The 15,362-nt window shown below is 67.9% G+C and carries 16 protein-coding genes; 11 read left to right on the top strand and 5 right to left on the bottom strand.

Translation table 11 applies throughout. The features are described 5' to 3' along the window. The first annotated feature begins 6 nt into the window (after window positions 1-6). Window positions 7-456 (top strand): VOC family protein, encoded by a 450-nt coding sequence (locus V5F63_RS18250; RefSeq protein ID WP_209484669.1) that lies wholly within the window; start codon window positions 7-9, stop codon window positions 454-456. A 2-nt stretch (window positions 457-458) separates the two neighbouring features. Here the strand turns inward: V5F63_RS18250 and V5F63_RS18255 are convergent, their stop codons facing one another. Beyond that, window positions 459-1,172 (bottom strand): TetR/AcrR family transcriptional regulator, encoded by a 714-nt coding sequence (locus V5F63_RS18255; RefSeq protein ID WP_394100680.1) that lies wholly within the window; start codon window positions 1,170-1,172, stop codon window positions 459-461. Window positions 1,173-1,839: 667 nt separating this feature from the next. Between V5F63_RS18255 and V5F63_RS18260 the strand changes: the two genes are divergently transcribed. The 3 genes from V5F63_RS18260 to V5F63_RS18270 all read left to right on the top strand — a co-directional run bounded on the left by V5F63_RS18260 (window position 1,840) and on the right by V5F63_RS18270 (window position 4,066). Next, window positions 1,840-2,808, top strand: coding sequence for a lipid kinase (locus V5F63_RS18260; RefSeq protein ID WP_394100679.1), 969 nt, complete (start codon window positions 1,840-1,842; stop codon window positions 2,806-2,808). Then, entirely contained in the window at window positions 2,809-3,552 is a 744-nt protein-coding gene (locus V5F63_RS18265) for a TerC family protein (RefSeq protein ID WP_394100678.1), read from the top strand. It begins immediately after the preceding gene. 160 nt (window positions 3,553-3,712) lie between these two features. Next, complete coding sequence (locus V5F63_RS18270; RefSeq protein WP_394027912.1) at window positions 3,713-4,066, top strand: hypothetical protein; 354 nt, start codon at window positions 3,713-3,715, stop codon at window positions 4,064-4,066. A 43-nt stretch (window positions 4,067-4,109) separates the two neighbouring features. Here the strand turns inward: V5F63_RS18270 and V5F63_RS18275 are convergent, their stop codons facing one another. From V5F63_RS18275 to V5F63_RS18285, 3 genes are all read right to left on the bottom strand, one after another. Then, window positions 4,110-5,411: an NAD(P)/FAD-dependent oxidoreductase gene (locus V5F63_RS18275; protein WP_394100957.1), complete on the bottom strand. Its 1,302-nt coding sequence runs from the start codon at window positions 5,409-5,411 to the stop codon at window positions 4,110-4,112. 38 nt (window positions 5,412-5,449) lie between these two features. After that, window positions 5,450-6,853, bottom strand: coding sequence for a glutamine synthetase family protein (locus V5F63_RS18280; RefSeq protein ID WP_209484677.1), 1,404 nt, complete (start codon window positions 6,851-6,853; stop codon window positions 5,450-5,452). Between the two features lie 266 nt (window positions 6,854-7,119). Then, window positions 7,120-7,935, bottom strand: coding sequence for a DUF3108 domain-containing protein (locus tag V5F63_RS18285; RefSeq protein WP_394100677.1), 816 nt, complete (start codon window positions 7,933-7,935; stop codon window positions 7,120-7,122). Window positions 7,936-8,328: 393 nt separating this feature from the next. Here V5F63_RS18285 and infC point away from each other — a divergent pair, with 393 nt between their 5' ends. Continuing rightward, complete coding sequence (infC, locus tag V5F63_RS18290; RefSeq protein WP_209484678.1) at window positions 8,329-8,853, top strand: translation initiation factor IF-3; 525 nt, start codon at window positions 8,329-8,331, stop codon at window positions 8,851-8,853. A gap of 124 nt (window positions 8,854-8,977) precedes the next feature. Here the strand turns inward: infC and V5F63_RS18295 are convergent, their stop codons facing one another. Next, the gene (locus V5F63_RS18295) at window positions 8,978-9,688 is read right to left on the bottom strand and encodes a BA14K family protein (protein ID WP_394027910.1); all 711 of its coding nucleotides are present in this window, start codon (window positions 9,686-9,688) and stop codon (window positions 8,978-8,980) included. A gap of 170 nt (window positions 9,689-9,858) precedes the next feature. Here V5F63_RS18295 and V5F63_RS18300 point away from each other — a divergent pair, with 170 nt between their 5' ends. From V5F63_RS18300 to rpmH, 6 genes are all read left to right on the top strand, one after another. Next, window positions 9,859-10,398 carry a BA14K family protein gene (locus tag V5F63_RS18300; RefSeq protein ID WP_394027909.1) on the top strand — a complete coding sequence of 180 codons (540 nt, stop codon included), beginning with the start codon at window positions 9,859-9,861 and terminating at the stop codon, window positions 10,396-10,398. Between the two features lie 258 nt (window positions 10,399-10,656). Beyond that, window positions 10,657-10,857, top strand: coding sequence for a 50S ribosomal protein L35 (gene rpmI, locus V5F63_RS18305; protein ID WP_121622521.1), 201 nt, complete (start codon window positions 10,657-10,659; stop codon window positions 10,855-10,857). Between the two features lie 28 nt (window positions 10,858-10,885). Continuing rightward, complete coding sequence (gene rplT / locus V5F63_RS18310) at window positions 10,886-11,248, top strand: 50S ribosomal protein L20 (RefSeq protein ID WP_024280414.1); 363 nt, start codon at window positions 10,886-10,888, stop codon at window positions 11,246-11,248. A 183-nt stretch (window positions 11,249-11,431) separates the two neighbouring features. Then, window positions 11,432-12,544: a phenylalanine--tRNA ligase subunit alpha gene (gene pheS, locus V5F63_RS18315; RefSeq protein WP_209484682.1), complete on the top strand. Its 1,113-nt coding sequence runs from the start codon at window positions 11,432-11,434 to the stop codon at window positions 12,542-12,544. 12 nt (window positions 12,545-12,556) lie between these two features. Beyond that, the gene (gene pheT / locus V5F63_RS18320; RefSeq protein WP_394100676.1) at window positions 12,557-14,971 is read left to right on the top strand and encodes a phenylalanine--tRNA ligase subunit beta; all 2,415 of its coding nucleotides are present in this window, start codon (window positions 12,557-12,559) and stop codon (window positions 14,969-14,971) included. Window positions 14,972-15,205: 234 nt separating this feature from the next. Next, window positions 15,206-15,340 carry a 50S ribosomal protein L34 gene (gene rpmH / locus V5F63_RS18325; RefSeq protein WP_024280417.1) on the top strand — a complete coding sequence of 45 codons (135 nt, stop codon included), beginning with the start codon at window positions 15,206-15,208 and terminating at the stop codon, window positions 15,338-15,340. Window positions 15,341-15,362 lie beyond the last annotated feature (22 nt).

Genomic DNA, 15,362 nt, shown 5'->3' on the forward strand with positions numbered 1-15,362 from the left:
AATGCCATGACCGCGCCGGACCTCAGGCTTCATCTCGTCACGCTCGGCGTATCTGACCTCGCGCGGGCCGCCGCCTTCTACCGCGCGCTCGGCCTCAGGGAGAGCGCAGCGGCAGAGGGAGAAGCGGGCAACGTCGCCTTCTTCCACGCCGGCAATGTGGTGCTGAGCCTCTTTCCCCGGGATCGCCTCGCGGCGGACGCGACGCTGGACGACACCCCGCCGCAGGCCTTCTCCGGCGTGACGCTCGCCTGCAACGTCGGTTCACCGGAAGAGGCCGGGGACCTGATCGCGCGGGCGAAAGCGGCGGGCGGGCGCGTGGTGAAGCCGGCGCAAAAGGCGTTCTGGGGTGGAACGAGCGGCTATTTCGCCGACCCCGACGGGCATCTGTGGGAGGTCGCCCACAATCCCTTCTTTCCGTTCGATGCAGAGGGCAGGCTTGTGCTGCCGGGCGCGTGAGATCAGGGCGCGGTGCGCCGGTCGCTGCCATAGGCGCGCAGGAACACCCGCACCGCGCCGCGCACCGACTTCTCCACCGCCGCCGGATCGGGCGCATCCGGCGCGCCGACGAGGACGGGAATGGTCACGCCATCCTTGCAGAGGGTGAGGAACTGGCTGGCCGCCTGATCCACGTCCTCGATGTCGAGCAGGCCCTGCTGCACCTTGATGCGCAGGAACACCGAGAGGCGCGAAATGCCTGCGCACGGGCCGGCTTCGAAGAAGCGTCGCCCCACGTCGGGAAACTTGCCGGAGATGGCGATGACGGTCCGCAGCAGGGCGATGCTGCTGGGACGCAGGATGGCCGCGACGAAAGAGCGGCCGATCTTGGTCAGCGCCGCCTCCAGATCCTCTTCATCCGGATCCACCACGAACATGCGTTCGGCGGTCTCGCAGCATTCGCTGGAGACGAGCTCGGCGAAGAGGTCGTCCTTGTTCTCGAAATAGACGTAGAGCGTGCCCTTGGAGACCCCGGCCGCGCGGGCGATGTCGCCCATGCTGGCGGCATCGAAGCCGCGGTCGAAGAACACCTGCCGCGCGCCGGCGAGGATCTGGTTGCGCTTTTCAGGATCCTGGCCCGCGCCGGACGCGCCTTCGTGCGCATCACCCGGTGCGCTCTCTTGCGAGCCGATCGCCTGTCTAGGCTCGAGGGCGATATCGCCGTCCCTGTCCATCATCCTGCGCGTCTCTTCGTCATGTCTTCGTTCTCGGTCATCGCCCATCCTGCGCGCAAGCGCATTGACGGCCCCCGAAGCGCCTTGCACCGCGGCCATGGCAACGATGCCACACGGGTCGCTTTAGTGCCGACGACAGGCCATGCGAGCGAACGCGGGGTCACCGCCCGGAAGGCCTTCGCAAGAATTTTTGTGACCGAACCGTTCAGTTCGCTGTTGCTTTGCCGAAAGCGGTGCGATATGTCAATGTTCATCGAACCAAACCGTTCGGTCAGCCCCTTGGAACCGCAACCCAGGTGCTGATTGAAATGAGGGAGGAGAGCACGCCCCCGCTCTCCTCCCTCCTTTCCCGGTTGAGGAGTTCGGTCATTTCCAGGTGCCGCAACCCTGGCGCTGACCGGATGTAGAGGGAGGAGAGCAACGCCCCCGCTCTCCTCCCTCTGATCTTCTCCTCCTGAAAGCCCGAACCGCCGATCTCTTCCCGAGACGCCGCTGGCTCGCGACATTCCGCCACACCCTCTTGGCGGCTTGCTTCCACGCCCCATTTCTCCGCTCACTGGTCCGGGCCCCTCTGGCGCAGATTTTCTGCGTGATGTCGGATCAGGCGTGATTTGCGCGCTCCGTCCAGAGGCCCCATGGTTTCCTTCCCATTGCCGAGCCCCGTGTCAGCATGACCGAGCAAGGCCCCAAGACCCGGCGGCGCGCGCTGTTCATGGTGAACCCGCACGCCCGCGGCGGCGCGCTACCGCTCGATGGCGTGCGCGCCCTGCTCGAGACCGGTCTTGATCTCCTGGAAGCCCCGCTGCCGCCAGCCGGCGAGATCTCCGACCTCCTGCGCGCCCGCGCGGACGCAGTGGACCTTGTCATCATCGGCGGCGGCGACGGAACGCTCAACGCCGCCGCCTCCGGTCTTTTCGACACCCAGCTTCCGCTCGGAGTGCTGCCGCTTGGCACGGCGAACGACTTCGCCCGCACGCTCTCCATTCCCACCGATCCCATGGCGGCGGCGCGGGTCATCCTGGCCCATCCGCCGCGCTTCATCGATCTCGGCGACGTCAACGGCCACCCCTTCCTCAATGTCGCGAGCATCGGCTTCTCCGCCGATCTCGCCCGCGCGCTCACACGCGAGGCGAAGCGCTATTTCGGCGTGGTCGGGTACGGCATCGTCGCTGCGCGCCTGCTCATCCAGTCGCGGCTGTTCACCGCCTACATCGAGCATGACGGAACGGCCGAGGCGGTGCGGACCCTTCAGGTGTCCGTGGGTAACGGCCGCCACTACGGCGGTGGCATGACGGTGGAGGCCAACGCCACCGCCGACGACGGACAGCTCGATTTCTACAGCCTGGAGGTGGACCACTGGTGGCGCCTCCTCGCCCTCCTGCCCTCCCTGCGCAACGGCACCCAGGGCCAGTGGGACGATGTGCGGGCCTTCCGCACGCGGAAGGTGGTGGTGCGCACCAGCCGTCCCCGTCCGGTCAATACCGACGGCGAGCTGGTCACCTACACACCGGCGCATTTCAGCATCCGGCCCGCCGCCATCCGCGTCCACGCGCCGCCACAGTCCGCGCCCCAGCCCGAGCGTGAAGCCGGCGGCGCGGTCCAGAATTCATCGCAACCCCTCGCTGAAGGCACCTCCTAGATGGACTACCTCCTCCAACTCGCGGCCGATCCCGCCGCGTGGGTCGCCCTGGTGACGCTGGTGGCCATGGAAGTCGTGCTCGGCATCGACAACCTGATCTTCATCTCCATCCTCACCAACAAGCTGCCGGAGCAATACCGCAGCAGGGCGCGGCGCATCGGCATCGGCCTCGCGCTCATCATGCGCCTCGGCCTCCTCGGCACCATCGCCATCATCGTGCGGCTCACTGCGCCCATCTTCGAGGTGTTCGGCCACGCCTTCTCCTGGCGCGACCTCATCCTCATCGCCGGCGGCCTGTTCCTGGTGTGGAAGGCGACCACCGAGATCCACCACAACGTGGACCCGCGCACCCACGCGGAGGACGTGAAGGACAGCAAGGTGACCATCGGCTTCACCGCCGCCATCGTGCAGATCCTGATTCTCGACCTCGTGTTCTCCATCGACAGCATCATCACCGCCGTGGGCATGACCGAGCATATCCCGATCATGATCATCGCCGTGATCGCGGCGGTGACCTGCATGCTGCTGGCCGCCGACCCGCTGGCGCGCTTCATCGAGTCGAACCCCACTGTGGTGATGCTGGCGCTGGGCTTCCTCATCATGATCGGCATGACGCTGATCGCCGAAGGCTTCGGCGCCCACGTTCCCAAGGGCTACGTCTACGCCGCCATGGGCTTTTCGACCGCCATCGAGGCGCTCAACATGCTGGTCCGCCGCCGTCGCGCGGCGGGGGAAGGGCACTGAGGCGCCATTCCCGGCGCCATTCCGGGCGCCAGCCCGTCGCAGCGCCGCATTCCAACGCGCCGTGGGCCTCGCTATGCTCGCGGCGCGGGCGGGTCGGCCCGCGACTCAAGGGGACGCTGCCGGCATGGCGGCACCCCGCTGCCTGTGGCCGAGGTCGAGAATGGCTCATGATTCCGCGTCCCGTTTCGCTGGCGCGCTGATTGCGGCGCTGGTGCTGATCGCGTTCGCCGCCCCGGCGCGCGCGCAGGCCTGCCTCGAGCAGATCGTTTCCGTCCAGGCGGCGCTCAAGGAGCGGCTGCCGCATCCCAAGAAGCCGCCGGAGCAGGAGCAGTCCATCGCGGCCCAGACCGATCAGCAGGCGACGCCAAGCTCGCTGGCTGCGGCGGGCCTGACCCAGCCGGATTCAGGCGCCTTGGGCGCGCTCAATCAGGCCATCAACCTGCAGGCGGCGGGCGACGAGGCCGGCTGCCTCAAGGCCCTCGCCGAGGCGAAGCGCCTCGGGGGATTGAACTAAGTCGAGGCGAGGCGCCTCGGCGGACTGAACTGAGACTGAGCGCTCAGAGCCGGTCACGCAGGGCGTAGTAGCTGAGGCCCGCCATCATCAGCGGGGTGCGCAGCAGGGTGCCGCCGGGAAAAGGCGGCACCGGAAGGCGGCCCAGCAGATTGAAGCGGGAAAGCTGTCCCTGCACGGCCTCGGCAAGGATCTTGCCGAACAGCGGCGCCAGCGCCACGCCCTGCCCGCTGTAGCCCGCCGAAACGAGGACGTTCGGCGACATCCGCCGCACGAAGGGCAGCCGCGACATGGTGATGGCCAGCACGCCACCCCAGGCATAGTCGATGCGCGCGTCGCCGAGTTGCGGAAAGATGCGCAGCATGAACGGCCGCACGAAGTCCGCCACATCCGGCCGCAGCCCGCGCCGATAGCTTTCGCCACCACCGAACAGAAGCCGCCCGTCGGCGGAGAGGCGGAAATAGTTGATGACGAACCGGCTGTCCGCCACCGCCGCGTCATTGGCGATGATCTCGCGGGCCCGCTCGCCCAGGGGCTCCGTGGCCGCGATGTAGTTGCAGATGGGCATGACGTGGGCGTCGACCGCCCGGTCGAGGCCGTCCATGAGGCCGTTGCCGCACTCCAGCAGCATGTCGGCCATGACGCTGCCGCCGGTATCGGTGGTCACGGTCACGCCGCCGGCATCCGCGACCTTGCTGGCGCGCGTGCCCTCGTGAATCTCAGCACCGGCCGCGACGGCGGCCGCGCCGAGGCCGAGGGCGAAATTGAGCGGATGCAGATGCCCGGCACCTTTGTCCAGGAGACCGCCGTAATAAGCGGAGGTGCCGACCATGGCGCGAATCTCGTCGCGGGACAGCGGCACCAGGGCGTCATAGCCGTAGTCCGTTGCCAGCGTGCGGGCGTAATCGTAGCTGTCCGGAACGTACCGGGCCTTGTGATCGGCGAGGATCAGCCCGTCCCGCAGGTCGCACGGAATGTCGTATCGGGCGACGAGGCTGCGCACCAGCGCCTTGCCCTCTTCCGCGAGGTCCCACAGCTTGTGGGCGTCGTCTTTCCCCACGGCCTTTTCCAGGAAGTCCTGGCCGCGGCGCTGGCCGCTGTGAAGCTGCCCCCCGTTGCGCCCGGAGGCGCCCGAGCCCACCCGCGCGGATTCCAGCACCACCACCTTGAACCCGGCCTCGGCGAGATGAAGGGCGGCGGACAGCCCCGTATAGCCGGCGCCGATGATGCACACATCCGCGCGCACCGTGCCCTTCAGCGGCGGGAAAGCGGGGAAGGCGGTGGCCGTCGCCGTGTACCAGGAGCGGGCATGGCCGGCCGGGTTGAGCGGCGCGGCGACACGGTGCATGGCGTTTTCCTTCTTCTTCTCGTTGGGCACCGTCGGCCTCATACGTTGAGCAGAAGATACTCCCGCTCCCAGGGCGAGATCACCCTCATGAAGGTTTCGAACTCGGCCTGCTTCACCGCCGCATAGGCGGAGACGAACCGGGCGCCGAGCACCTCGGCAAGCGGTTCGCTCTCCTGAAACGCCGCAACCGCCTCCAGGAGCCCGCGGGGCAGGTCGAAATCGAGATTTTTCGCGTCGCCGTCGATGGGATCGGTGGCACGCAGGTTCTCTGTCAGGCCGAGATAGCCGCAGGCGAGGGAGGCGGCGATGGCGAGATAGGGGTTGGCGTCCGATGATGGCACCCGGTTCTCCAGCCGCCGCGCCTCGGGGGTGGAAGGCGGCACGCGCAGACCGGCCGTCCGGTTGTCGTAACCCCATTGCAGGTTGATGGGCGCCATGGAGTCGCGCGTCAGCCGGCGGTAGGAATTCACGTAGGGCGCCATGATGCACATGACGGCCGGCAGATATTTCTGGTGGCCGGCGATGAAGGAGAAGAACTCCGGCGTCGGGTCGCCGTCCTCGTCGGAGAACAGGTTTCCCCCCGTGGCGGTGTTGAGCACCGACTGGTGGATGTGCATGGCGCTGCCCGGCTCGTTGGCGATGGGCTTGGCCATGAAGGTCGCGTAGATCTTGTGGGCGAGCGCCGCCTCGCGGATCGTGCGCTTGAACAGGAACACCTGGTCCGCCAGCACGAGCGGATCTCCGTGGCGCAGGTTTATCTCCATCTGCGCCGCGCCGTCCTCGTGGATCAGCGTGTCGATCTCCAGCCCCTGGGCCTCGGAATAATCGTAGATGTCCTCGAACAGGGCATCGAACTCGTTCACCGCCTGGATCGAATAGGACTGGCGGCCGATCTCCGGCCGGCCGGAACGGCCCACCGGCGGCTTTAGGGGATAATCGGGATCGGTGTTGGGCTCGACGAGATAGAACTCGATCTCCGGCGCCACCACCGGCTTCCAGCCCTTCTTCTCGTAGAGCGAGATGACGTGACGCAGCACCTGCCGGGGGGCGAGCTCCACCGGACGCCCGTCGCGGTGGTAGGCGTCATGGATCACCTGGGCGGTGGGGTCCTGCGCCCACGGCACCGAGCACAGGGTGGCAAGGTCCGGCTCCAGCACGAGGTCGCTGTCCGCGATCACCGAATCGACCAGCCCGTCATAGTCGGGATATTCGCCGGAGATGGTCTGGAAGAAGACCGACAGCGGCAGGTTCATCACGGGCGAGGAGAAGAATTTGGACGCCGGCATGATCTTGCCGCGCGCCACGCCGGCGAGATCGGGAACGGTGCATTCGATCTCGGTGATGCCCCGGCTGGCCATCCAGGCCTTGGCTTCCGTCAGCGATGACACACCCCGCGGGGCCGTTGCCTGAGCCTTCTGCGCACCCTTGCTGCGTTTCGCCATGATGTCCTCGCGCGTGAACCGCTCACGCCCGAGCAGGGAACACCTGCGCCGCTGCCGGTGTCAACGCGACCCGGTGCCGGCAACGCTCACGTTCGGGGTAGATGCGACAGCGAGGGCAGTGTCCCGGCGCGGGATTGCGGCAGGCGCCTCCTTGGAACAGCCATCGAACGAATCGCGACCGAATCGCAGTGCCCGCCGCGTTCCCCCTTCTCCCCCTACGAGATGTTGGGGTGTGGGATGAGCGGTAGCGGATTCAGGCCGGCCGCTCAGCGCGGGGCGTTCACAGGGACGGTGTTTGCCTTAACCTCAGTTTCCAGCGAGGTCGCCTCCAGCAAAGCCGTGCCGATCATGGTGGCGACGGACACGCGAAACGGCGCCATCAGGCGGGTGCCGGCAATCGGCACCAGCCACACGGAGATGTCCTTGTTCTCCGTCATGTACTTGACCGTATAGCGCGAGGGCCGGTGGCCTGCGACGGGCTGGTAGCGCACCGAGCACACCACCGCAGAGCCCGCATATCCCGCCACCTTCACCGCCTCGGTGCGCTGGTAGGTCAGGGCCAGGTCGTAGCGCTGGCGCCCGTCGAACACCGGGACCGAGCGGGCGCAGGCCGCGGCGGACAGCATGTCGCCGGTGCCGGGCACGTAGACGAAAGCGCCGCTCATGGGATCGAGGATGTTCTGCAGCACCGACTGCTCGATGGGAACGCGGTCGGCGGCCGGCTTCAGCGGCGGCTCCACCTCCATCTCCTTCAACGCGCCGGAGGCCATGGCGAGGCGCGCCGTTTCCGCCTTGCCATCGGCCTCGGCATTGAGCGCGTAGACCTTCGGCACCAGCTTTCCGCCGGAGATGGTCCCACGCGAGGCCGCGACGCCCTTGCCGGAGGAGACCGCCCGCAGCACGCCGGTGACGCGGGCCGAGCCGGAAATCTCATAGGCCTGATCGCCGGCCGCGACGGTGATGGAGCCCCGGCCCAGCTCGACGCCGCCGACGGTCAGCACATATTTGGCGTTCAGCTTCCCGTCCGCGCGGGCAGGCCCGGCGAGCGCCGTCCAGCCGGCAATCATCAGGATACCAGCCATGGCGGCAGCGGCACGGGGCCGGGAGCGAGGCAGAAGAGCAGTCATCGGGGTCGTCGTCATTGCATAGTCCGGATGGAGATGTCCGGGGGGCCGGCGGACCCTTGTCCCAGAGGCATGCACAGGGAAGGCGGCTGAACTGTGACCCCTGCCCTGACCCGCAGGCGGCACCAGCGAGCCGTCCTGCCGGCCCGATCGCGGCAGACCCTGTCGGCAGAGGCCGGGGCGACGCCGCGCGAATCCGCATGGGTCATTGACTTTACGGCGGTTTGTCACGATCTTTCCAGCCTACCCTGAGAGGCGGGTTGCGCAGACGACGGCGAGGACCGGCGCCGCGGCCCGTTTACCTCGGGGGATCGTGTTGATTGCCAAGGAGCTGAAGCCATTCGCCGCCCTATGAGACCCGTCGCGCCGGAGAAGGATGGACCGCGCGTCAATGAGGAAATCCGCATCCGCGAAGTCCAACTGATCGACCAGGACGGTCAGAACCGCGGCGTGGTAGCAATCCGCGATGCGCTCACGCTGGCGCAGGAAGCCGGGCTCGATCTCGTCGAGATTTCCCCCAATTCCGCGCCCCCCGTCTGCAAGATCCTCGATTACGGCCGCTTCAAGTACCAGAACCAGAAGAAGGCCAGCGAGGCGCGCAAGAAGCAGAAGGTGGTCGAGGTCAAGGAGATCAAGCTCCGCCCGGGCATCGACGACCACGACTACGACGTGAAGATGCGGGCCATGCAGCGCTTCTTCGAGGAAGGCGACAAGGTGAAGGTGACCTTGCGCTTCCGTGGTCGTGAGATGGCGCATCAGGACATCGGCTACAAGCTGCTCCAGAAGCTCAAGGAAGATGTGTCGCCGGTGGCCAAGGTCGAGGCCGAGCCGATGCTCGAGGGCCGGCAGATGATCATGATTCTCGCCCCCCGCTGACCCGGGCCTTGAGGACGGAATAAAGAAAAAGCCCGGCGCAGCGCGCCGGGCTTTTCTCGTTTCTGACCTCTCAGACCCATCCCTCCCGATGAGGGGCGCGGCCGCGTGAACGGCCGCGCAAGCCTCACGGGCAGGGGTGCTGGAGCCCGTCGTAGCCGGTGTAGGTACCGGTGTTCGGGTTGTACGACCGGAAGCGCGACATGCAATACGCCACCGCATCGTTCGTATAGACCGGCTCGGCATTGGCCGCCGCCACCGCGCCGAGCGCCAGTCCGCTGGCGACTCCGAGGGCGATCCACGCGCCGGTGTTGTTGTAATAGCCCCAGCCCCAGCCGGGACGATACCAGCCCCAGCCCGGACGCCACGGTCCCGGCCCCCAAGCGCCCGGCGGCGGGCGCCAGCCTGGACGGCCCCAACCCGGTCCGCCGGGTCCCCAGCCGGGACGGCCAGGACCCCAACCGGGACGGCCCGCATAGACCGGACGGCCGACATAGCCGGGACGACCGACGAAACCGGGGCGACCCACATAGCCCGGACGACCGACGAAGCCGGGACGGCCGACATAACCGGGGCGCCCCACATAGCCGGGACGGACGCCCACCCGGGGGCCGCCCATGCGCACGGCCCCGACCCGCGGTCCGCCGCCGCCGCGCCAGGCGACGGTTTCAACCGCGCCGGCATTGGCAAGCGCGGGATTGGCAAGGCCAAGGCGCAGCGCTTGTGCATTCGCGACGGGAACCGAAAGCGAAAGCATGCCGCCGGCGACCGCAGCCGCTGCAAACAATGCCACCCTTCTTGTGCCGAACATGATCTTCACTCCCTCAACACTTTCCATCTTCAGCGCTCTTTGTGTCGAATGTTTCGCGGACGTCGCGGAACTTGCGGCTGGAAAGCGGCGAAGTGGTGCATTCAATCGTTTGCGTGCCGCCGCCAATCACTCGTGCGTGACCAGAGGCATCCTTGCATCGCCCGGCGGCGTTGACCGGGAATAACAAGGAGTTCGGTATGCATCATCTGTTGCGCAAGACCTTCCGGCGGATCACCGTCGGCCTCACCTCCGCGGCCATCGTCGTTTCCAGCGTCGGTGTGGCCACTGTGGCGACGGCTCCGGCCGCATCGGCGCAGGCGTTGCGGGCCGGTGCCGCATCCATGAATGTCCAGGCCGCGGCACCCGACGAGGTGCAGGTGCGGCGTGGCGGGCCAAGGCGCGGACCGGGATACGTCAAGCGAGGGCCGGTCCGTGGACCGGGCTATGGCCGCCCCGGATACGGCCGCCCCGGCTGGCATGGGCCGCGCCCCGGCTATCACGCGCGCTGGGGACGCCCCTATTGGCGGAACGGCAGCTGGTACTACCGCAATAACAACGGCGCGTGGATCGCGGCCGGCATCGCCGGCCTCGCCCTCGGCGCGGCGGCGGGTGCGGCGGCGGCCAACTCGAACAGCGGTAGCAACGCGGTCGCCTATTGCTCGCAACGCTTCCGCTCCTACAACCCCGCCACCGGCACCTACACCGGCTATGACGGGCTGCAGCATCCCTGCCCCTGATCCCGGTCGTTCTGGTTGACGAAAAGGTCGCCGCCTTGCGCGGCGGCCTTTTTTCGTGTCCCGATGCCGGCCCACCGCCTGTTGCGCGCAGCCTGGGCGGGGCGGCACTTGCCTTTATGCCTCCTCTCCTGTAACGACTGCCGCCTTCGAACTCGCCGGCGATTAAGGGCTGCCGCGCGAGTTCATACCGCTCAACAGCAACAAGAGGCTGAGCGTCCACCGCCCTCGCGGGCGAGGACCCATGCCACGGAGAGCCAAATGCCCAAGATGAAGACCAAGTCGGGAGCGAAGAAACGCTTCCGCCTGACGGGTACGGGAAAAGTGATCGCGGGTCAGGCCGGCAAGCGCCATGGCATGATCAAGCGCACCAACAACCAGATCCGCAACCAGCGCGGCACGACCATCCTCGCCGAGTGCGATGGGCGCGTCATCCGCAAGTCGTTCCTGCCGAACGGCTGACGCCACTGCGATCTGAAGGAGCTTTCCCATGGCCCGCGTGAAACGTGGCGTTACCTCACACGCCAAGCACAAGAAGGTCTACAAAGCCGCAAAGGGCTTTTACGGCCGCCGCAAGAATACCATCCGCGCTGCGAAGTCCGCCGTCGAACGGTCGATGCAGTATGCCTACCGCGATCGCAAGGTGAAGAAGCGCAATTTCCGCGCGCTCTGGATCCAGCGCATCAACGCCGGCGTGCGCGCTCTTGATCTCGACCTGACCTATTCGCGATTTATCGATGGTCTCGGCAAGGCCGGGATCGAGGTCGACCGCAAGGTGCTCTCGGATATCGCCATCCACGAGCCCGACGCGTTCAAGGCCCTGGTGGAGAAGGCCAAGGCCGCTCTCGTCTGAGAGGCGGCCCTCGCCTGATCGCAGCGCCCGGCGCGCTGCCTTCTCCTCCCGTCTTTTCCGAGACCTTCAAGAGCCCCGTGCGGATCGTCCGTCCGGGGCTTTTGCCATTGGGCGCGGCCCGTCTATAAGCGGCGCGACCCGACGCCGGCCCCCCGCCGGCCTTTCGCTTTCCGGGATAGGCCCATGTCCGCGACACCATCCGCCACCGATCCGAGCGCCCTGGAAGACCTTCAGGAATGCCTCTCCGCCGCCATCCTGCGCGCGCAGGACGAGGCCGGCCTTGAAGAGGTCCGCATCGCGGCCCTCGGCAAGAAGGGGTCGGTCTCCGAACTGCTGAAATCGCTCGGCGGCATGAGCCCGGACGAACGCAAGGTGATGGGCCCCGCCATCAACGGCCTGCGCGACGCCGTGCAGGGCCTCCTCTCCCACCGCCGCGCCGCCCTGAAGAGCGCCGCGCTGGAGGCGCGCCTCGCCACCGAAAAGGTGGACGTGACGCTGCCCGTGCGCGAGGCCGCCGCCGAGACCGGCCGCGTCCATCCGATCGCGCAGGTGATGGAGGAATTGACCGCCATCTTCGCCGACATGGGCTTCTCGGTAGCGGAAGGGCCGGACATCGAGGACGACTTCCACAATTTCACCGCGCTGAACTTCCCCGCCGGCCATCCGGCGCGCGAGATGCACGACACCTTCTTCCTGCCCCCCGGCACGGACGGCGAGCGCAAGGTGCTGCGCACCCACACCTCCCCCGTGCAGGTGCGCACCATGCAGGCGCAGAAGCCGCCCATCCGCGTCATCTGCCCCGGCCGCACCTATCGCTGCGATTCGGACCAGACCCACACCCCCATGTTCCATCAGGTGGAGGGGCTGGTGATCGACAAGGGCGCCCACCTCGGGCACCTCAAGTGGGTGCTGGAGGAGTTCTGCAAGTCCTTCTTCGAGGTGGAGGGCGTGAAGATGCGCTTCCGCCCCTCCTTCTTCCCCTTCACCGAGCCGTCCATGGAAGTGGACATCCAGTGCGACCGCTCCCGCCCCGGCGAGATCCGCTTCGGCGAGGGCTCGGACTGGCTGGAAATCCTCGGCTGCGGGATGGTGCATCCCAACGTGCTCCGCAACTGCGGCATCGACCCGGACGAATACCAGGGCTTCGCCTGGGGCATGGGCATCGATCGCATCGCCATGCTCAAGTACGGCATGAGCGACCTGCGCGCCTTCTTCGAGGCCGATGTGCGCTGGCTCTCCCACTACGGCTTCCGCCCGCTGGATTTCCCCACCCTCGCCGGCGGCCTGAGCGCGTAAGGAGCAGGACCAATGAAATTCACCTACTCCTGGCTCAAGGATCACCTCGAGCCCACCGCCTCGTTCGACCAGATCGTGGAGCGCCTCTCCCTCATCGGCCTCGAGGTCGAGGGCGTGGAGGACAAGGCCAAGCAGCTCGCGCCCTTCGTGGTGGGCGAGGTGCTGACCGCCGAGAAGCACCCCAACGCGGACAAGCTGCGCGTATGCACCGTCTCCATCGGCAGCGGCGACCCCATCCAGGTGGTCTGCGGCGCGCCGAACGCGCGGGCGGGCCTGAAGACCGTCTTCGCCGCGCCGGGCACGGTCATCCCCACGTCGGGGCTGGAACTGAAGATCGGCAAGATCCGCGACGTGGAAAGCCGCGGCATGCTCTGCTCGGCCCGCGAGATGGGCCTTTCCGAGGAGCATGACGGCATCCTGGAGCTGCCGGCAGACGCTCCAGTGGGCGCGCCCTTCGCCGAGGTGCTGGGCCTCAATGACCCGGTGATTGAGATCGCCGTGACGCCGAACCGCGCCGACTGCCTCGGCGTCTCCGGCGTCGCCCGCGACCTCGCTGCCGCCGGCCTCGGCGAGTTGATGGCGCCGCGCGTGAAGCCGGTGGAAGGCACCTTCCCCGCCCCGCTGAAGGTGACGCTGGAGTTCGGCGAGTCCTCGCCGCTGTGCCCCGCCTTCGCGCTTCGGGTGGTGAAGGGCGTGAAGAACGGCCCCTCCCCCCAGTGGCTGCAGGATCGCCTGCGCGCCATCGGCCTGCGCCCCATCAACGCGCTGGTGGACGTCACCAATTTCATGACGTTCGACCGCAACCGCCCGCTCCACGTCTTCGACCTGAACAAGGTGACGGGCAATCTGGTGGTGCGCCGGGCCAAGGGCGGCGAGACACTGCTGGCGCTCGACGGCAAGACCTACATGCTCGACGAGAGCATGTGCGTCATCGCCGACGACACCGGCGTGGAGAGCCTCGCCGGCATCATGGGCGGCGAAGAGTCGGGCTGCGACGAGACCACCACCGACGTGGTGATCGAATCGGCGCTCTGGGACCCCATCAACATCGCCCAGACCGGCCGCAGGCTCGGCATCAATTCCGATGCCCGTTTCCGCTTCGAGCGCGGCATCGACCCGGCCTCCACTCTGCCGGGGCTCGACCTCGCCACCCACCTCATCCTTGAGCTGTGCGGCGGCGCGCCGTCCGATCTGGTGCTGGCGGGCGCCATCCCCGACACCAGCCGCTCCATCGCCTTCCCCCTCACCGAGGTGAAGCGGCTGACCGGGCTGGAAGCCTCCGAGGACGAGATTCGTGGCGTACTGGACAGGCTCGGCTTCGTCGTCACAGGCAGCGCGCCGGTGCTTGAGGTGGTGCCGCCCTCGTGGCGTGGCGACATAGAGGGCAAGGCGGACCTCGTGGAAGAAGTGGTGCGCATCCTCGGCCTCGAGCGCGTGCCCGCCACCGAGCTGCCGCGCGGCGCCGATGCCCGCAAGGCGGTGCTGACCACTCTCCAGCTGCGCAGCCGCAAGGCCCGGCGCGCGCTGGCCGCGCGGGGCATGGTGGAGGCGGTCACCTGGTCCTTCGTGTCCAAGGAGGCCGCGAAGATCTTCGGCGGCGGCGCGGACGCCCTCGCCCTTTCGAATCCCATCGCCTCGGACCTCTCGGACATGCGCCCGAGCCTCCTGCCCGGCCTGATCAAGGCGGCCGGCGCCAATGCGGCGCGCGGGGCCGGCGACGTGGCCCTGTTCGAGGTGGGCCAGATCTTCCTCGGCGACGGCCCCGGCGACCAGCGGCAGGCCGCCTCCGGCATCCGCCGTGGCACGGCCAAGCCCTCGGGCAGCGGCCGCCACTGGGCGGGCAATGCGGCGGTGGTGGATGCCTTCGACGCCAAGGCCGACGCCCTCGCGGCGCTTTCTGCCTGCGGCGCGCCTGTGGCGAATCTGCAGGTCACCACCGATGCCCCCGGCTGGTACCACCCCGGCCGCTCCGGCACGCTGCGCCTCGGCTCCAACGCCATGGCCCATTTCGGCGAGATCCATCCCGCCGTGCTGGAGGCCCTGGACGTGACGGGGCTGCTGATCGCCTTCGAGATCGTGCTCGACAAGATTCCCGAGCCCAAGGCCAAGGCGACGCGGGTGAAGCCGAATCTCGATCTCTCGCCCTTCCAGGCGGTGAAGCGCGACTTCGCCTTCCTCGTCGGCCGGGACGTCGCTGCCGCCGACATCCTCAGGGCGGCGCAGGGCGCGGACAAGAAGCTCGTCACCGGCGTCGGCGTGTTCGACCTCTACGAGGGCAAGGGAATCGATCCCGACAAGAAGTCGGTCGCGGTGGAGGTCACGCTCCAGCCGCGCGAGCGCACGCTCACCGACAAGGAGATCGAGGAGGTCGCCGGCCGCATCGTCGCGGAAGTGGCGAAGAAGACGGGCGCAACGCTGCGCGCCTGACGAGAAGCGCCGGCGACGCGTGTTGTCCCCATGCTCTGGATTGACGCGCGCCGCCGCTGCCCCTATAAGCCGAGCCCGAACTCAGGCGGCTGCGGCGGCCGGAGCCCAGCCCTCATTTCCGCTTGATCCTTATGGATCAGGTCGCGAGCCGGGCAGCAGCGAACCATCGCCGTCGCAGCGCCGCTGCTGGGGTCCGATCCGCAAGGCGGCCTCAAGACATCTGGAGATTTGACCGTGAAGCGCACCTATCAACCCAGCAAGCTCGTGCGCAAGCGCCGCCACGGCTTCCGTGCGCGCATGGAGACCCGCAACGGCCGCAAGATCATTGCCGCCCGCCGCGCCCACGGCCGCAAGCGCCTGTCCGCCTGAGGGTGGACCCTCGCGGAGCTGC

This window comes from Xanthobacter wiegelii (genome assembly GCF_043193855.2).
GTDB classification, from domain to species: domain Bacteria; phylum Pseudomonadota; class Alphaproteobacteria; order Rhizobiales; family Xanthobacteraceae; genus Xanthobacter; species Xanthobacter flavus_A.